The 17,325-nt window shown below is 61.5% G+C and carries 13 protein-coding genes and 2 pseudogenes; 13 read left to right on the top strand and 2 right to left on the bottom strand.

From position 1 onward, the window contains the following. Positions 1 to 201: 201 nt before the first annotated feature. From QE453_RS01790 to QE453_RS01760, 7 genes and pseudogenes are all read left to right on the top strand, one after another. Positions 202 to 1,279: pseudogene (locus QE453_RS01790) on the top strand (ABC transporter ATP-binding protein). Next, positions 1,276 to 2,154 (top strand): ABC transporter permease, encoded by an 879-nt coding sequence (locus tag QE453_RS01785; protein WP_004445419.1) that lies wholly within the window; start codon positions 1,276 to 1,278, stop codon positions 2,152 to 2,154. The pseudogene QE453_RS01790 and the gene QE453_RS01785 overlap by 4 nt, the downstream one beginning before the upstream one ends. A 12-nt stretch (positions 2,155 to 2,166) precedes the next feature. Further along, positions 2,167 to 2,961, top strand: coding sequence for an ABC transporter permease (locus QE453_RS01780; protein WP_309776256.1), 795 nt, complete (start codon positions 2,167 to 2,169; stop codon positions 2,959 to 2,961). Between the two features lie 146 nt (positions 2,962 to 3,107). Then, entirely contained in the window at positions 3,108 to 4,505 is a 1,398-nt protein-coding gene (locus QE453_RS01775; protein ID WP_309776255.1) for an NAD(P)/FAD-dependent oxidoreductase, read from the top strand. Further along, positions 4,502 to 5,764, top strand: a complete 1,263-nt coding sequence (locus QE453_RS01770; protein WP_309776254.1) for an FAD-dependent oxidoreductase — start codon at positions 4,502 to 4,504, stop codon at positions 5,762 to 5,764. The genes QE453_RS01775 and QE453_RS01770 overlap by 4 nt, the downstream gene beginning before the upstream one ends. Continuing rightward, positions 5,764 to 7,159: pseudogene (locus QE453_RS01765) on the top strand (FGGY family carbohydrate kinase). The gene QE453_RS01770 and the pseudogene QE453_RS01765 overlap by 1 nt, the downstream one beginning before the upstream one ends. A gap of 186 nt (positions 7,160 to 7,345) precedes the next feature. Continuing rightward, positions 7,346 to 8,161: a DUF2189 domain-containing protein gene (locus QE453_RS01760; protein WP_309776253.1), complete on the top strand. Its 816-nt coding sequence runs from the start codon at positions 7,346 to 7,348 to the stop codon at positions 8,159 to 8,161. An 88-nt stretch (positions 8,162 to 8,249) separates the two neighbouring features. On the opposite strand, the gene QE453_RS01755 is transcribed toward QE453_RS01760, so the two are convergent. Continuing rightward, positions 8,250 to 9,296: a GlxA family transcriptional regulator gene (locus tag QE453_RS01755; RefSeq protein ID WP_006698401.1), complete on the bottom strand. Its 1,047-nt coding sequence runs from the start codon at positions 9,294 to 9,296 to the stop codon at positions 8,250 to 8,252. 85 nt (positions 9,297 to 9,381) lie between these two features. On the opposite strand from QE453_RS01755, the gene QE453_RS01750 reads away from it, so the two are divergent. The 5 genes from QE453_RS01750 to purU are packed head-to-tail and all read left to right on the top strand — an operon-like array spanning position 9,382 to position 15,461. Further along, positions 9,382 to 10,635: a sarcosine oxidase subunit beta family protein gene (locus tag QE453_RS01750; RefSeq protein WP_006698400.1), complete on the top strand. Its 1,254-nt coding sequence runs from the start codon at positions 9,382 to 9,384 to the stop codon at positions 10,633 to 10,635. Between the two features lie 11 nt (positions 10,636 to 10,646). Further along, positions 10,647 to 10,967: a sarcosine oxidase subunit delta gene (locus QE453_RS01745; RefSeq protein ID WP_004445406.1), complete on the top strand. Its 321-nt coding sequence runs from the start codon at positions 10,647 to 10,649 to the stop codon at positions 10,965 to 10,967. After that, complete coding sequence (locus QE453_RS01740; RefSeq protein WP_006698399.1) at positions 10,964 to 13,954, top strand: sarcosine oxidase subunit alpha; 2,991 nt, start codon at positions 10,964 to 10,966, stop codon at positions 13,952 to 13,954. The genes QE453_RS01745 and QE453_RS01740 overlap by 4 nt, the downstream gene beginning before the upstream one ends. Before the next feature lie 13 nt (positions 13,955 to 13,967). Next, a complete protein-coding gene (gene soxG, locus QE453_RS01735) occupies positions 13,968 to 14,522 on the top strand; it encodes a sarcosine oxidase subunit gamma family protein (protein ID WP_006698398.1) in 555 nt (184 codons plus the stop codon). Between the two features lie 54 nt (positions 14,523 to 14,576). Further along, positions 14,577 to 15,461, top strand: a complete 885-nt coding sequence (gene purU / locus QE453_RS01730) for a formyltetrahydrofolate deformylase (RefSeq protein WP_004445401.1) — start codon at positions 14,577 to 14,579, stop codon at positions 15,459 to 15,461. 86 nt (positions 15,462 to 15,547) lie between these two features. On the opposite strand, the gene QE453_RS01725 is transcribed toward purU, so the two are convergent. After that, a complete protein-coding gene (locus QE453_RS01725; RefSeq protein WP_309776252.1) occupies positions 15,548 to 15,943 on the bottom strand; it encodes a cupin domain-containing protein in 396 nt (131 codons plus the stop codon). Positions 15,944 to 16,232: 289 nt separating this feature from the next. On the opposite strand from QE453_RS01725, the gene QE453_RS01720 reads away from it, so the two are divergent. After that, complete coding sequence (locus tag QE453_RS01720) at positions 16,233 to 17,255, top strand: substrate-binding domain-containing protein (protein ID WP_309776251.1); 1,023 nt, start codon at positions 16,233 to 16,235, stop codon at positions 17,253 to 17,255. Positions 17,256 to 17,325 lie beyond the last annotated feature (70 nt).

Below are 17,325 nucleotides of genomic sequence, written 5' to 3'. Positions count from 1 at the left end.
TGGCGTGAGAAATGGCAAGACTTCCGCACCCCTTATCGGCTGCGGAAGCAGCATACCAAACCCCTCGGTTCATCTTCCCCACCGACGCTCGGATCGGTGGCGAGGTGGGTCGGCGCGCAAGGGACAGGACATGTTCAAGACGCCAAGTGTCTGACATGCTCTGGAGAAAGGCAAAAAGCCAGAATGGGAACTTCAGACATCATGCAGCCAGGATTTCTCTCAATTCGTTCACTGACCAAGCGCTATGAAACCATGGTAGCCGTGGATAATCTCAATCTCGAGATACCCAAGGGCGAACTGGTCGCCTTTCTCGGTCCGTCCGGCTGCGGCAAGTCGACGTCGCTGCGCATGATTGCCGGGCTTGCCCCGGTGACGTCGGGCTCGATCCTGATCGATGGCAAGGACGTAACCCGGCTTGCGCCCTACAAGCGCGATATTGGCCTTGTCTTTCAGAGCTATGCGCTGTTCCCGCATATGACGGTTCTCAAGAACGTCATGTTCGGTCTTGAAATGCGCAAGGTGCCGGCTGCGGAAGCGGAACGGCGTGCCCGTGAGGCAATCGCCATGGTGCGTCTGGAAGGGCGCGAGGACCGCCGACCGGCCCAGCTTTCCGGCGGCCAGCAGCAGCGTGTCGCACTGGCACGTGCTCTCGTCATCCAGCCCTCCATTCTCCTGTTCGACGAGCCTCTTTCCAATCTCGACGCCAAGCTGCGCGACGAGATGAATCCGCTCTGAAATCCGCCGTATCCAGAAACAGCTCGGCATCACTTCAATCTTCGTCACCCATGATCAGGTGGAGGCGCTCAGCATGTGCGACAAGGTCGCCGTCCTCAATGGCGGGCGTCTGGAACAGCTCGGCACGCCGCACGACCTCTACGAGCGCCCGGCGACGGCATTCGTCGCCTCTTTCGTCGGCCGCACCAACCGCCTGGTCGGAAACGCGGTCGGCGATCACATCACGGTCGGTGATGCGGTATTGCGGGCGCCCGGTTCGCACAATGGCAAGATCGACCTTATGGTCCGGCCGCATCGCATGGCCATGACGGTGGCCGGTGACGTCGCGCCCGATTTCGAGGGAGCGCCGGTCAATCGTATCGCCGGTGAAGTCCGCGATGTCTATTATGCCGGTGACATCCTCCATTACGAGATCGCCGCGGGCGGCCAGACGCTGTCCGTAGAGCGTGCCACATCAGGCGGCGAAACGCCGGTGGCGGCGGGCAGCGCGGTCAGCCTCGTCTGGCGCGTGGAGGACACGCTGGTCTTCGGAGCAAATCAATGACAGCGGCGGTCATGATCACGGCTCCCGGCAGCCGCACATCCTCCATGGTGTTTCTCGCAACGCTTCTTCTCGGGCCGATCATTGCGGTCAACGGCCTTGCCTTTGTGATGCCGGTCTTCAACCTGCTCCTGCTTTCCTTCCGCGAAAGCCTCGGCGGCGGCGGTCTTGGCGAAGCCCACACACTCGACAACTGGACATCGACGCTGACCGACGGTTTTTATATCGAACTGATCGGCCAGAGCATTCTGACCAGCCTCTTGATCACCGTCCTCACGCTTATCGCTTCCTATCCCATCGCGCTCTATCTTCACCGGGCGCAGGGTCGCTGGAAGACGCTGCTGCTGGTACTGGTCATCTCGCCGCTTTTGACCTCGGCCGTGGTGCGTACCTATGGCTGGATCGCGATCCTTGCCGATGACGGCCTCATCAACAATATCCTCTTCGCATTCGGTGCAGAAAGCGGTGTGCGGCTGCTGTTCAACAAGGTCGGCGTTGTCATCGGTCTCACCGAAATCCTGATGCCCTATATGATCCTGGCGCTGCTTGCCGGTTTCGGCAGGCTCGATCCGCGTGTCGAGGAGGCGGCCGAAACACTCGGCGCATCGCCCTGGAAGGTGTTCTGGCGCATCATCGTGCCGCTCACCATGCCCGGTGTCGCGCTCGGTTGCCTGCTCTCTTTCGTCCTCGCCGTCAGTTCGTTCATCACCCCCAAGCTGCTTGGCGGCGGGCGTGTCTTCCTTCTGGCGACGGAAATTTACGATCAGGCCATCGTGACGCTCAACTGGCCGCTCGCTGCGACGTTGTCTATGATCATTCTCGTGATCTTCGGTGCGGCTCTGGTGCTTTATTCCCGGCTTCTGCGGGCCATTCTTTAGGGGAGATCGAAGATGGAAGAACGTCCCGTTCCGCTGGCACTGAAAATCGTCGCCTTCATCATGTTCGTTTTTCTGCTGGCGCCCGTGGTGCTCGTGGTGCCGATCTCGTTTTCGGCCGATAGCTACATGGCTTTCCCGCCTTCGGGCTGGAGCCTGCGCTGGTATGTGGATCTCATGCATAATTCGAAGATGATGGGAGCGCTGGGCACCAGCACCCTTCTCGCCATCATCGTCACCGTGCTGTCCATGCTGATCGCGCTGCCGGCCTCCTATGCCATCGTTCGCATGCGGGTCATCGGCGCGGACGCGCTTCTCGCCTTCTTCACCGCGCCGCTGCTGCTGCCGACAATCGTTCTCGGCCTTGCGATCCTCATCGTCTTTGCCGGTGCCGGTCTGCTCGGCACCTTCGCCGGTCTGGTGATCGCGCATCTTATCATCGTGCTGCCTTATGCGCTGCGTGTGCTTACCACCTCGCTTGCCGGCCTGCCGCTGATCTTCGAAGAGGCCGCCTCCACCCTGGGCGCATCGCCGCTCACGGTTTTCCGCCGCGTGACCATGCCGATGATTGCGCCGGGTGTCGTGGCGACGGCGGCGCTTTCCTTTTTGGTGTCGTTCGATGAAGCCGTGATTTCGCTGTTCCTCACGGGTCCGCGCATCACCACGCTTCCGGTCGCCATGTATCAGCATGTGGAGACGCAGGCGGATCCGCTTGTTGCGGCCATTTCCGTTCTCTTGATCGTGCTTACACTTGCCGTCGTCTTCATCGTTGACCGCACGGCGGGCCTGACAAAGACTTTTGTGAAGTAAAGTCGCGGGGGTCGCCGGCCGGTGCCGGCTGCCCCTGACTGGCAAAGGCGAAGATTTCATCCCCGTTTATCAACACCGCTGCTGCATCGGTGCGACTCGTCGCGCCTGTTGATCTCGCTTGGAACGACGAAGGCAAAGGTAACCCCATGGCCGAGACCCCCTCTACGGAATTTGATGTCGCCGTCATTGGCGCCGGTGTCGTCGGTTGCGCGGTCGCCCGCCGTTTCGCACTGGCCGGTGCGAAGGTGGTGGTGATCGAAAAAGGCCCCGACATCCTCTCCGGCGCTTCCAAGGCCAATAGCGCCATCCTCCATACCGGTTTCGATGCGCCGGAAGGCAGCCTGGAGCTGGAACTGGTGAAGGCAGGCCGGGCGGAATATCTCTCCATTCATCGCCCGATGGGTCTCAGCATCGTCGAAACGGGCGCACTGGTCTGCGCCTGGAACCCGGGCGAAGCGGAAAAACTGCAGGCGATCGCCGAACAGGGGCGGCGCAACGGCATTGCCGGGCTTGAGTTACGCACGGCCGAGCAGGCCCGTGAAGCCATGCCGGGCCTGTCCGGCCGCCTTGTCGCCGCACTTGACGTTCCGGGCGAACATATCATCGATCCCTGGTCCGCGCCGCTCGGCTATCTCACGCAGGCGGTGGCGCTGGGTGCCCAGCTGCTGCGCAACGCGGAGGTCCTGTCCGGTGCATTCGACGGCGTGTGGCAGATAGAGACGACGGCAGGCACTATATTTGCCGCCAGCGTCGTCAATGCCGCCGGGCTGTTCGGAGATATCGTCGACGCACGTCTGGGATTTCCGCCCGACTTCACCATCAAGCCCCGCAAGGGGCAGTTCGTGGTGCTTGATAAAGCTGCCCGTCGGTATGTGCCGCGCATTGTTTTGCCCGTTCCGACCGAAATCACCAAGGGCATCGTGGTGTGCCCGACCGCCTTCGGCAACGTTCTTGTCGGTCCGACGGCGGAAGAGCAGGAAGATCGCGAACGCGCGACGGTCGAGACGGCGACGCTGGAAAGACTGCTGGAACGCGGTGCGGAGATCGTTCCCGCGCTGGCCTCCGTTTCCGTGACGGCTGTTTATGCCGGTCTGCGCCCGGCCTCTGAAAAAAAGCACTACCGGATTTCCACCCGGCCAGACCGGCGGGCGATCACGCTCGGCGGCATTCGCTCCACGGGCCTCAGTGCCGCGCTCGGACTGGCGCAGCATGCGCTGAGGCTTCACGAAGGTTTCGGTACGCGTTTTAACCCGCCATCCTCAATCCCTAAAGTGACGATGCCCAATCTGACCGAAACCTGCGGGCGGGACTGGCAGCGTGCCGATCACGGCGAAATCGTCTGTCATTGCGAACTCGTCACCCGCAGGGAAATCGAGGCGACATTTTTGAGCCCGGTGCCACCCGGCGATTTCGGAGGCCTGCGGCGGCGTACCCGCGCCGGCATGGGGCGCTGTCAGGGCTTTTATTGCAACGCGCGGTTGGCCGCGATGACCGGCGACCGTCTGGCAACGCCGCTTTCCGTCCGGGAGGGAGCGGACCTATGAGCGCCGGGGAGCCGTTTCAGCGCGTGCATCAAAACCTTGAGAATGCAGATGTCATCGTGGTCGGCGGTGGTCCGGCGGGCGTGGCTGCGGCGCTTGAGCTGAAAGCGCGCGGTATCCCCCGCGTGATGATCCTCGACCGTGAACCCGCTCTCGGCGGCGCGACCCGGCATTGCGTGCATTCGCCCTTTGGCATGCGCGAATTCGGACGCGTCTATTTCGGCCCGGCTTATGCGCAACGCCTGCAGCGGCAGGCGCAGGAAGCGGGTATCGATATCCGCACCGGTCATTCCGTGGTCGAACTGCGGCAGGATGGCACGCTGCTGGTGACATCGGCACGCGGCGTCGAGACACTGAAGGCCCGGCGCATCGTGCTGGCCACGGGCGCGCGGGAAAAACCACGCTCCGCGCGGCTTCTGCCTGGTGACAGGCCGGTGGGCGTCCTCACCACCGGCACGCTGCAAGCCTATGTCGCCTTTCACGGCATCATGCCATTTCGCAGGCCGCTGATCGTCGGTTCGGAACTGGTTTCCTTTTCTGCGCTTTTGACCTGCCTTACGCATCATGCCCGGCCGGTGGCGATGATCGAGCCGGAACGTTATCCATTCGCGCGGTGGCCTTTTCGATGCTTCCCGCCGGTTGTTGGGGTGCCCTTTCATTGTGGCGCCGCACTCACGGATATCCGCGGACGCGGCCGGGTCGAGGAGGCGGATATCCGTCTGGTGGATGGTCGTATCCTGACAGTTCAATGCGATGGTGTTCTGCTCACCGGGCGGTTCACGCCGGAGGCGGCGCTTGTCGATGCATCCCCGGTAGAGATGGCGGCAGGCAGTGCCGGGCCGTTGATCGACCAGGACGGGCGAAGGGCCAATCCGATCTTCTTCGCCGGCGGAAATGTCTTGCGGGCCGTGGAAACGGGCGGCTGGGCGTTTCGCGAAGGCCGTCGGGTTGGCGCGGCGGTGGCAAACGATCTCGCCCGGGCACCCTGCAGCGCGCCGGGCGTTCTCGTCACGTTCGCTGAACCGCTCAAGCTGGTAGTCCCCGCCATGCTGCGGCCTGGCGGGTTTAAACGACCGGCTTTTCGCGACTTCCAGCTTCGTTTCACCAGGCGCGTCCGAGGCCTGCTTTCGCTTCATCTCGACGGAAAGGAAGTGTGGAGCAAGACCGGCCAGTGGTTCCCTGAACGCCGTGTGCTTGTGCCCATTCCCGCTGCGGCGTTTGAAGCGGCTCAGATTTCCTTTCATTTTCAGGAGACCAGTTGATGCGCATTGCGGCGATCGACCAGGGGACGACGTCAACCCGGTGCCTTGTGGTGACCGATGGCGGCACGGCGGAGGTGGTGGCCAGCCGGCGTCACGCACAATTTCACCCCGCCGCCAATCATGTTGAGCATGATCCGGAAGAACTGCTTGTTAATATCCGCGCGGTGCTCGCCGCCGCCGGGCCGGTGGACGCCATCGCCATCGCCAATCAGGGCGAAAGTTGTCTGGCGTGGGATGCCGTCAGCGGTGAGGCGCTCTCGCCAGTCATCGTCTGGCAGGATGCCCGCACCGCCCAAACGCTGGCCGCCCTGCCGCCCTCGGCAACACATCTTTCGAAAGAGATTTGCGGGCTGCCTCTCGATCCGTATTTTTCGGCCAGCAAACTGGCCTGGCTGGTCAGGCACAATCCGGCAGTGGCAGAGGCGAAGGCATCCGGGCGTTTGCGGCTGGGCACCACCGACGCGTTCTTTCTGGACCGGCTGACGGGCTGTTTCCGCACCGACCTTGCGACGGCGTCGCGCACGGGGCTGCTGGATCTTTCAACCGGAGACTGGAGTCCGGAGCTCTGCGCGCTGCATGGCGTGACGATGGATTGCCTGCCCATGGTCGGCCCTGTCGACGGCGGCTTCGGCTCGATCGAGGGAACGCCCATCCGCGTTTCCATCGTTGATCAGCAGGCCGCACTTTATGGCCACGGCTGCCGCACGGCAGGCGATTGCAAGATAACTTTCGGAACGGGGGCCTTCCTGTTGTCCGTTGCCGGTAACGGGCGCCCATCGACGGGAGAGCTTCTGCCAACAATTGCCTGGCAGATGCAGGGCGCGCGTGCCGTTTTTGCCATTGAAGGCGGCGTCTATGATGCCGGCGCGGCGGTCGAATGGGCGAGAAAGATTGGCTTCTACGCTGAAAATGCCGAACTCGATTGTTTTGAGGGGCCATCGGCCATTCGCCGTGGTCTCGCGTGTCGTACCCGCGTTTTCGGGCCTTGCCGCGCCTTATTGGGACAGACACGCCGCGCCGCTGTTCATCGGTATGAACCACGCCACCGAGCGGAGTGACATGGTGCGCGCGGTGCTGGAAGGCATTGCCCTGCTGACGGCGCGGCTGATCGAAGCGGCATCGGCGGTTGCTCCCATAGGCGACACGATCTCCATCGATGGCGGCCTGTCGAACAGCCGCTATTTTGTCCGTTTTCTGGCAGCAGCCAGCGGCCGGACCATTTGCGTGCCGGCCATGCGCGAGTTGACGGCGCTCGGTCTGGCCGAACTGTGCGGCATAGATGTCGCCGCCATGCGGCGCGAGACCGAGATATTCGCGCCCGATGGATCAGTCGGCGCCGAAGATCATGCCCGGTTCGCACGCGCCATAGACAATGCCCGCTGCTGGGGGCGGTAAGGCGCCTCGGCAACAGCTGTCACACCTCCCTTGGCGTAGAGCGACCAGTGGGTGGAATTGAACAGGCGACAAAGGCGACGAAATTTGATAAATTACAAGTCGGCCGGTTGCTGTTTGACGCACGGGTGAAAGTCGCCGGGCGTTCCCATACTGCCAGCCGGATCATGGCGCAGGAGGAGAAGTGCTATGACGGCATTCCATGTCATGGCCGGTGCGAGTGGCGAATTTGCCCGCCCGGAAGTCCGCAAGATTGGTATTGCAGATATAGCCGACGCGTTAAGGCTGGGACTGGAGGACTTTAAAGAAAAGCCGTCCCATTATTTTTTTCTCTGTCTCATGTATCCGATCGCCGGTGTTTTCATGGTGATGTGGAGTGCCGGCGCTAATATGCTGCCGCTGATCTATCCTCTGATGTCGGGTTTTGCACTGATTGGCCCAGTCGCGGCGATCGGCCTCTATGAAATCAGTCGACGGCGCGAACAGGGGTTGGATAGTTCGTGGCGGCACGCGCTGGAGGTTCGTCACTCTCCGGCACTGCCGTCGATCATCGCGGTCGCCGTCATGCTGCTTGCGCTTTTCGCCGTCTGGCTGATTGTTGCGCAGCGCATATACTCCGTGAATTTCGAGGCGACGGCACCGGTTTCGCTCTCCACCTTCCTCTCCGATGTATTGATGACCTCGCAAGGACTCTCTCTCGTCATCTGGGGCAATCTGGCTGGCTGCGTTTTTGCCGTCATCGTGCTGGCGACAACGGTGGTGACGTTTCCTCTGCTGCTTGATCGGGATGTCGGCGCGGTCGCGGCGGTGGATGCAAGCATCCGTGCCACGCTTGCCAACCCGGTTCCGGTGGCGCTGTGGGGCTTGATTGTCGCTGCGCTGCTCGTTCTCGGGACGATCCCGGCATTCGTCGGTTTAGCGGTTGTCGTGCCCGTTCTCGGCCATTCTACATGGCACCTTTATCGGAAAATGATCGTCCCCGATTATTCCAGCCGTATGCCTTGAATTTATCGAGCAAACCTGTCGTGCCGTTCTTGCGGTGATGACGGGTAACCTTCGAAAGCGGCGGTTCGTAAGATCGGCGCAACCACATTCAGGATTGTGGAAGCAGCACGCCAACGGCAAATTCTTCCTCGGTTGCCGTGTGGCCTGCCTGTGTCTTGCGATATTCGCTGGGCGTAAAACCGCGCTCGGTTCGAAGCGTACGGGAAAGGTGGGGTGCGTCGCAAAAGCCGGTGGCAAGCGCGATCTGGGTGATTGGGTCGTGCGTGGTGCGCAGGAGCGAGAGCGCCCGGTCGAGACGGAGCTCCAGATAGACCTTGGATGGCGTGGCCTTCAGATCATTGAGGAAACGCCGCTCGAGGCTGCGGCGGCCAAGGCCGAGGTCGCTTGCCAGTTCCAGCACGGTCTTGGGAACCTCGATATTCTGCTGCATCCGCAGGATCGCTTTTTTGACAAGGGGATCGCTGGCCTTACGTGTGCTCTGCTGACCGGGCTGGGGTTTCTCACCGCTCAGCGCGCTGTCGATCATCATGATGTTAAGGCTCTTGATGGCGGCGGATTGGCCGACATGGCGCTCGACGAGGAAAGCCGCCAGATGCGCGGCACCATGGCCGCCCGAACAGGTCAGCCGGTCGCGGTCGATGACGAAGATCTGGTCGGAGATCATCTGAACCGTATCGAAACGGTCGAGAAAATCCTGGTGGTGGAACCAGCTTACGCAACAGCGATAGCCATCGAGCAGCCCCGCTTCGTGGAGGATGAAGACGCCGGTGCAGAGGCCGACAATCGGAACGCCTGCCGTTGCGCGGTCTTTCAGGAAGCGCAGTGCTTCCGGCGGCAGGGCGCTGTGATCGCTGATCAATCCGCCGACAACGACGATGTAGTCGTAGTGACCGGCATCGCTCAGCCGCGTATCCGGCTGCACTTTCACGCCGCAGCTCGACTGCACACTGCCGAGCGTTCCGGAGAGCACCGACCATTCGCAGAGGATGGGTCGGGAGCGGTCCGCCTCGTCCGCGGCTAAGCGCAGCACGTCGACGAAATTCGCAAAGGCTGACAGCGTAAAGCGGTCGGCAAGCAGGAAGGCGACGCTGAGGCGTTTTTTGGCGGCGTGCGATTTCATGACGCAAATATTCATGCAAACAGACGCGATTGTCCAGCCGGGCGATGGCAAATGATCTTAGCTTTTACGACAACAGATTTTCCAACCGTCGGGTCCGATCATGACGCGTTTTAATGCTTTCAGTCTTTTGAAGAATGCCCTGACGGGCAATAAAAACTGGGAAGAACAATGGCCCGACAGCCAGCCGAAGGCCGAATATGACGTGATCATCGTCGGTGCCGGCGGCCATGGTCTTGGGGCGGCCTATTATCTGGCCAGCCAGCACGGCATCACCAATGTTGCGGTCATCGACAAGGGCTGGCTCGGCGGCGGCAATACCGGCCGCAACACGACGATCATCCGCTCCAACTATCTCTATGACGAAAGCGCCCGTCTTTACGATCACGCCGTCGATCTCTGGGAAAATCTCAGCCAGGAACTGAACTACAACGTCATGTATTCGCGGCGCGGCGTGCTGATGCTGGCCCATAATGTTCACGACGTGCAGAGCTTTAAGCGTCATATCCATTCCAATCGCCTGAACGGTGTCGACAATCGCTGGCTCACGCCTGAGGAATGCAAGGAATATTGCCCGCCGTTGAGCCTTTCGCCTAATGCGCGTTACCCTGTCATGGGGGGCGCATTGCAGGAGCGTGCGGGCACGGCGCGCCACGATGCGGTCGCCTGGGGTTATGCGCGCGGTGCCGCCGCCCGCGGTGTGGATATCATCCAGAACTGCCCGGTCACCGCTATTCGCCGCAACGCCGACGGTTCCGTTGCCGGTGTCGAGACGGCGAGGGGCTTCATCAAGGCAAAGAAGGTCGCAGTTTCGGCCGCCGGCCACACCTCTGTCGTCATGGATACGGCCGGTGTCCGCCTGCCGCTCGAGAGCTATCCGCTACAGGCGCTGGTATCGGAGCCGATCAAGCCGATTTTCCCCTGCGTTGTCATGTCCAATGCGGTCCATGCCTATATCAGCCAGTCGGACAAGGGCGAGCTGGTGATCGGTTCGGGCACGGACCAGTATACGTCCTATTCGCAGCGCGGTGGCCTACCGCTGATCGAGCATACGATCGCCGCCATCGTCGAAATCTTCCCGATCTTCAACCGCATGCGGATGTTGCGCAAATGGGGCGGCATTGTCGACGTCACGCCGGATCGCTCGGCCATCCTCGGCAAGACCCCTGTCGCTGGTCTTTATGTGAATTGCGGCTGGGGCACTGGCGGGTTCAAGGCCACGCCGGGTGCTGCCCACACCTTCGCCTGGACCATCGCCAAAAACGAACCGCACCCGATCAATGCGCCGTTCACGCTGGAACGCTTCCGCTCCGGCCGCCTGATCGATGAGGCCGCCGCCGCCGCCGTGGCGCACTGAGGATAACGACCATGCTTTTGATCCGCTGCCCCTATTGCAACGAAACGCTGCCCGAAGCCGAGTTTACCTATGCCGGGCAGGCCCATGTCGTCCGCGCTGCTGATCCCTCGTCGCAGAGTGATGAGCAATGGGAAGAATTCCTGTTCATCCGCGAAAACGTCAAAGGTCCGCATTTCGAGCGCTGGCGGCACCTGCATGGTTGCGGCCGCTTCTTCAACGCCGTGCGCGACACGGTAAGTGACCGTTTCCTCACGACCTATCGTGCGGGTGAGCCGCGCCCTGAACTGTCCTCCCTGACACGCTTGACCGCAAGCTCCGAGGTGTCGAAATGAACTCCTATCGCGTTTCCGGCCGGGGCCGGGTGGATGCTTCCCGTTCGGTCAGCTTTACCTTCGACGGCAAGACCTATCGCGGCGTCAAGGGCGATACCGTCGCCTCCGCGCTTCTCGCCAATGGCGTGCATCTCATGGGCCGCTCGTTCAAATACCACCGCCCGCGCGGCCCGGTGGCGGCGGGTTCCGAGGAGCCGAATGCGCTGATCGGCACCCGCCGCAGCGCCGGCCGGTTCGAGCCCAATACCCGCGCCACGGTGCAGGAAATCTGGAACGGGCTGGAAACCACCTCGCAGAACAAATATCCGAGCCTGAAATTCGATATCGGCGCTGTCAATGACATGGCCTATATGCTGTTTTCGGCCGGGTTCTACTACAAGACGTTCATGTGGCCGAAGAGCTTCTGGAACAAGGTCTATGAGCCCTTCATCCGCGCGGCCGCGGGTCTCGGCGTTTCGCCGACGGAAGAAGACCCTGATACCTACGCCTCGCGTAACCTACATTGCGATGTGTTGATTGTCGGTGCCGGCCCCGCCGGTCTCGCAGCCGCGCGCGAGGCGGCGGTGGATGGCCTCAAGGTCGTGCTGGTCGATGAAAATGCCGAAGCCGGCGGAACGCTGCTATCTGAACCGCAGGCGAAGATCGATGGCAAGCCCGCATGGACCTGGCTTGCTGATGAATTGAAGGCCCTGAAGGATCAGGACGTCAAGGTGATGACACGCACCACGGCGATTGCCTATTACCACCAGAACATGATCGGCCTTTGCGAAAAGCTGACCGACCATCTCGAAACCGTGCCGAAGGATACGCCGCGCGAACGCCTGTGGCGCGTCCGGGCACGTCAGGTGGTGCTGGCGCAGGGTGCACTGGAAAAGCCGCTGGTTTTCCACGGCAATGACCGGCCGGGCGTGATGCTCGCGGGTTCCGCGCAGACCTATCTCAACCGCTATGGCGTCAAGGTCGGTAACCGGCCGGTGGTGGTGACGAGCCATGACAGCGCCTGGTATGCCGCTTTCGATCTTCACGGTGCTGGCGCACCTGTTCAGGCCATTGTCGATACCCGCGCCAAGGTGCGCGAGGAGCTGGTAAACGAGGCGCGTGCGCTCGGCATTCCGGTCAAGCTCTCACATACGGTCACGGCGACGTCGGGGCGGTTGCGCGTCAAGTCGGTTCGCGTCAATCCGGTGAATGGTTCCACGGTCGGCGCAGGTCAGGAAATTGCCTGCGATGCCGTGTTGATGTCTGGCGGCTGGACGCCGTCGCTGCATCTCTTTTCCCACACGCAGGGCAAGATTGCCTGGGATGACGAGCGCACGACCTTCCTGCCAGCGCTCACCAACGAGGATTGCGTGATAGCGGGCGCCGGTCGCGGGCTTTGGGGCATCGAGGCCGCACTGAAGGACGGTGCGGAACGGGGCCGTGAAGTCGTTGCAGCCCTTGGCAAGAACGCCAATGTTTCCAGCCATGCGGTCGATCATGATCGCATCGGCAGCGGTGTATCGCACACGGAACTACCAAGCGACCGCGATGCCGGCAAGGCCAAGGCCTTTGTCGATTACCAGAATGATGTGACCGCCAAGGATCTGCGGCTTGCCGTGCGAGAGGGTATGCGCTCCATCGAGCATGTCAAACGCTACACCACCAATGGCATGGCCACCGATCAGGGCAAGATGTCCAACATCAACGGCCTCAACATCGCTGCGGAAGCACTGGGCAAACGCCAGCCGGAAGTTGGGCTCACCACCTTCCGTCCGCCCTATACGCCGACAACCTTTGGTGCCTTCGCCGGTTATCACCGCGGCGCGCATTTCGAAGTGACGCGCAAGACGCAGATCGACAGTTGGGCTGAGGCCCATGGCGCGGTTTACGAGCCGGTCGGGCAATGGCGTCGCGCCTGGTATTTTCCAAAGCCTGGCGAGAATATGGATGCCGCCGTTCGCCGCGAATGCCGGGCGGTGCGCCAGAGTGTGGGCATTTTCGATGCCTCGACGCTGGGCAAGATCGAGGTCGTCGGTCCTGATGCGGTCGAGTTCATGAACCGCATGTATACCAATCCCTGGACAAAGCTGGCTGCCGGTCGCTGCCGTTATGGTCTGCTGCTTGGCGATGACGGCTTCATCCGTGATGATGGCGTTATCGGCCGCATGACCGAAGACCGTTTCCACGTCACCACCACCACGGGCGGTGCCGCCCGGGTGCTGAACATGATGGAGGATTACCTCCAGACGGAATGGCCCGATCTCAATGTCTGGCTGACCTCGACCACGGAGCAATGGTCCACCATTGCGCTAAACGGCCCGAACGCGGCAAAGCTGCTTGCGCCGCTGGTGGAAGGTGTGGAGCTCACGGAAGAGGCCTTCCCGCACATGTCCTGCGTGGAATGCACCGTTGCCGGCATGCCGGCGCGGCTGTTCCGCGTCAGCTTCACGGGCGAGATCGGCTTCGAGGTCAATGTGCCGGCACCGCTCGGTCGCAAGCTCTGGGAAATCCTGTGGGAGGCCGGTCAGCAATATGGGATCACGCCTTATGGCACCGAGACCATGCATGTGTTGCGCGCGGAAAAGGGCTACATCATCGTTGGCCAGGATACTGACGGCACGGTGACGCCCTATGATGCGGCGATGGGCTGGGCCGTTGGCAAAAACAAGCCCGATTTCGTCGGCAAGCGCGGTCTTGCGCGACCCGATCTCGTCGCCAAGGGGCGCCGCCATCTCGTCGGTCTACTGACGGAAGACCGTTCGAAGCTGGAAGAGGGCGCGCAGATCGTCTTCGACCCGAAACAGCCGATCCCGATGAAGATGGTTGGCCACGTAACGTCATCCTACCATTCGGATGCCGTTGGCCAGCCGATCGCGCTGGCTCTCGTGGAAGGCGGCCATGAGCGGATGGGCGAGACCGTCTACATTCCCATGCTGGACCGCACCATTGCCGCAAAAATCACCGGGATGGTCTTTGTCGATCCCGAAAACACCCGCCTTAAAATCTGACCCGGAGCCGACAATGAACATGCGCGTTTCCTCCTCCGTTTCCGGCGTGCTTGCCGAAAGCAAAGCGGCACGGGTCAGCATCTCGGCCGCACAAGCCCGGTTTTCGCTGCGTGCGCGCGGCGATCTGGCGCCGCTCAACGCTGCCCTCGGCCTCGACTTGCCCGACCGGATCGGCGCCCGCGCCGCTTCCGGTGAGATTGAAGTTCTGCGCCTTGGTCCCGACGAGTGGACCGTCGTTGCACCGACGGCCGAAATCAACAGGCTGATCGCGGCCTGCGCAGACGTTTATGCCGACCTTCCGCACAGTCTTGTCGACATTTCCGGCCGTGAAGTGACGATGTTAATCGAAGGTCCGCGGGCTGCTGAGTTGCTGACATTGGGCTGCGCCCGCGACATCGACACGATTGCCGTTGGCGAGGGACGCCGGACGATTTTCGACGGCGTGTCCGTGGTGCTGTGGCGAGATGCCGAACACCGGTTCCGCATGGATATCTGGAACAGTTTCGCGTCGCATCTCGGCCATCTGCTTGAGACCGGCTGCAGGGAGCTCGCCGCCGAAACCGCGTGAACGCGTTGCAGTTTCAGAACCGTCCAGGAGCTGATCCACCAAGGGGAGCAGGATTTGACCACCTATGTCATGAAAGTCTCGTGCCCGGCGCGCAGCGGCATCGTTGCGGCCGTATCCGGATATCTCGCGCGGTCCGGCTGCAATATCAATGACAGCTCGCAATTCACCGATCAGGAAACCGGCCGTTTTTTCATGCGGTTGAGCTTCGTTTCGGAGCAGGGGCTGGAGCGGGACGCTCTCGCCGAGGGTTTTGGTCCGGTCGCCGTCGACTTCGACATGCAATACGACATCCACGACCTTTCCCGCAAAACCAGAGTGGTGATCATGGTGTCGCGCTTCGGTCATTGCCTTAATGATCTGCTTTATCGCTCCCGCATCGGCGCATTGCCGGTGAAGATCGTCGCGGTGATATCCAATCATCTCGATTATCAGAAGCAGGTCGTGAACGACGACATTCCGTTTCATCATATCCGCGTCACGCCTGAGACAAAACCGGAAGCCGAAGCGGAAATCCTGCAGGTGGTGCAGGATACTGGCGCGGAACTCGTCGTTCTCGCCCGTTACATGCAGGTTCTGTCGGACCGGCTGTGCCAGGAAATGTCGGGCCGCATCATCAACATCCACCATTCCTTCCTGCCATCATTCAAGGGCGCAAATCCCTACAAGCAGGCCTATGAGCGCGGGGTACGGCTGATTGGAGCAACCGCCCACTACGTCACCGCCGATCTCGATGAAGGGCCGATCATCGAGCAGGACACGATCAGGGTAACCCATGCACAGAGCGCGATGGATTATGTGTCACTCGGCCGCGACGTGGAGAGCCAGGTGTTGGCGCGCGCGATACATGCCCATATCCACCACCGGGTTTTCCTGAATGGCAACAGGACCGTGGTTTTCCCCGCCTCGCCGGGAGAATATGTCTCGGAGCGGATGGGCTGAGCGCGGCGCTGCCGTAGCCCCGGCTCCGCCATCCCCTTGAACAGGCGCGGGCTGCTGAACGGCAGCCGCCCTCGTCCGGTGCCGGGTCAACCGTCATACTCATCGTCGGAGACCTGTTCCAGCCAGTCCACCACCTTGCCGTCCTTGACTTCCTGAAGCGCGATATGGGTCATGGCCACATCAGGTGCGGCCCCGTGCCAGTGCCTCTCGCCCGGTGCGAACCAGACGATATCACCGGGGCGGATTTCCTCCACCGGGCCACCGTCACGCTGCGCCCGGCCGAGACCGGAAACCACGATCAGCGTCTGACCGAGGGGATGGGTGTGCCATGCCGTTCGCGCCCCGGGTTCAAAGGTAACCTGAGCGCCCTGCACCCGCTCTGCATCGAAAGGGTTGAAGAGCGGATCGATGCGGACCGTGCCCGTGAACCAGGCCGCGGGGCCTTTTGCCGATGCCCGTGTTCCTGCGCGCAATATTTCCATGGTCATTCTCCTGACTGATGTTCCAGGCCGGCGGGAAGCGCGGGGCCTGCCGTCGCCCACAGGGCAGGGCGGGGTCATCGCTTTCCGCATTCTGTGAAGCCCTGCCTCCGGTCTCCGCCACGCGCTTCATTCTCGCGCGTTTCCGACAGTTGCGCCGGCCGCTTCCGGGACTTTTTCAGACCGCTCGACAAAAATCAATCTCGGGATTGACTCACTTATGAAAACGGTTACATTCGCTGATGTAAACGGTTTCATAGTTGATATCCGTTGCTTGGAGGAGCAAGTTTTCATGTTTAGACATTTGTTGGCTGCTACCGCGATGGTGCTGGCGGCGGGCACGTCCGTGCACGCGCAGGAACAGAGTTTCAAGATCGGTCTTTCCAATTCTTTCGTCGGCAGCGAATGGCGCACGCAGATGATCGAGGAAGCTCAGGCTGCCGCGAAGGCGTGGGGCGAAAAGGGCGTCAAGGTCGAGGTTGTCGTCCAGAGCGGCAATGTCGACGTGCAGGGGCAGATCGGTCATATCCGAAATTTCATGAACCAGGGCGTTGATGCGATCCTCATCAATCCTGGCAGCCCGACCGCCTTCGATCCAATCTTCGCGCAGGCCAAGGCGCGCAACATCCTCGTCATCGCAACCGACGCCGAAGTGTCCTCCAAGGATGCGATTTATGTCGGTATCGACCAGAAGGCATGGGCCGCGCAGTCGGCGCAATGGCTGGCGGATGCGCTGAAGGGCAAAGGAAGCGTCGTCGCCATCAACGGTATCGCGGGCAATCCGGCAAACGAAGCCCGCGTCGCCGGTTATCGCGAAGTGTTCAAGAAATATCCTGACATCAAGGTGCTGAACGAAGCCAATGCGAGCTGGGATCAGGCGCAGGGGCAGCAGGCCATGCAGAACCTGCTTGCCACTTATCCCGACATCAGCGGTGTCTGGGTGCAGGACGGCATGGCCGACGGCGCGTGGCGCGCCATCGAAGCCGCCGGCAAGACCAAGGACATTGCTGCGACCGGTGAAATCCGCAAGGACTTCATGACCCGCTGGGAAAAGGAAAAATTCAACTCCGGCGCCTCGGTCAATCCGCCCGGCGTGATGGCCAGTGCGCTCAATGTCGCTGTCCTGAAGCTTCAGGGCAAGGAATTCAAGGACGGTATCTTTGGCGGCACCTATGGCAACGCCATCTATATTCCGATCCCCTTCGTCAGCAACGAAAACCTTGCTGACAATATCAAGGCTGCAGAAGGCAAGCCCGGTTACTGGTCCGTCACGGCGACCGTGACGCCGGAACAGGCCGGCGAGTTCTTCAAATAAGAACCGTCCCGGGCCGGCGGAAGCGCCGGCCCGAACCGGAATTTCGAGTGCGGACCGCGCGTTGGCTGGC

The organism is Agrobacterium sp. SORGH_AS_0440 (assembly GCF_031453135.1).
Lineage (GTDB): Bacteria > Pseudomonadota > Alphaproteobacteria > Rhizobiales > Rhizobiaceae > Agrobacterium > Agrobacterium pusense.
Note: the sequence above shows the minus strand (reverse complement) of the source record. Positions and strands in the feature narration are given on the sequence as shown.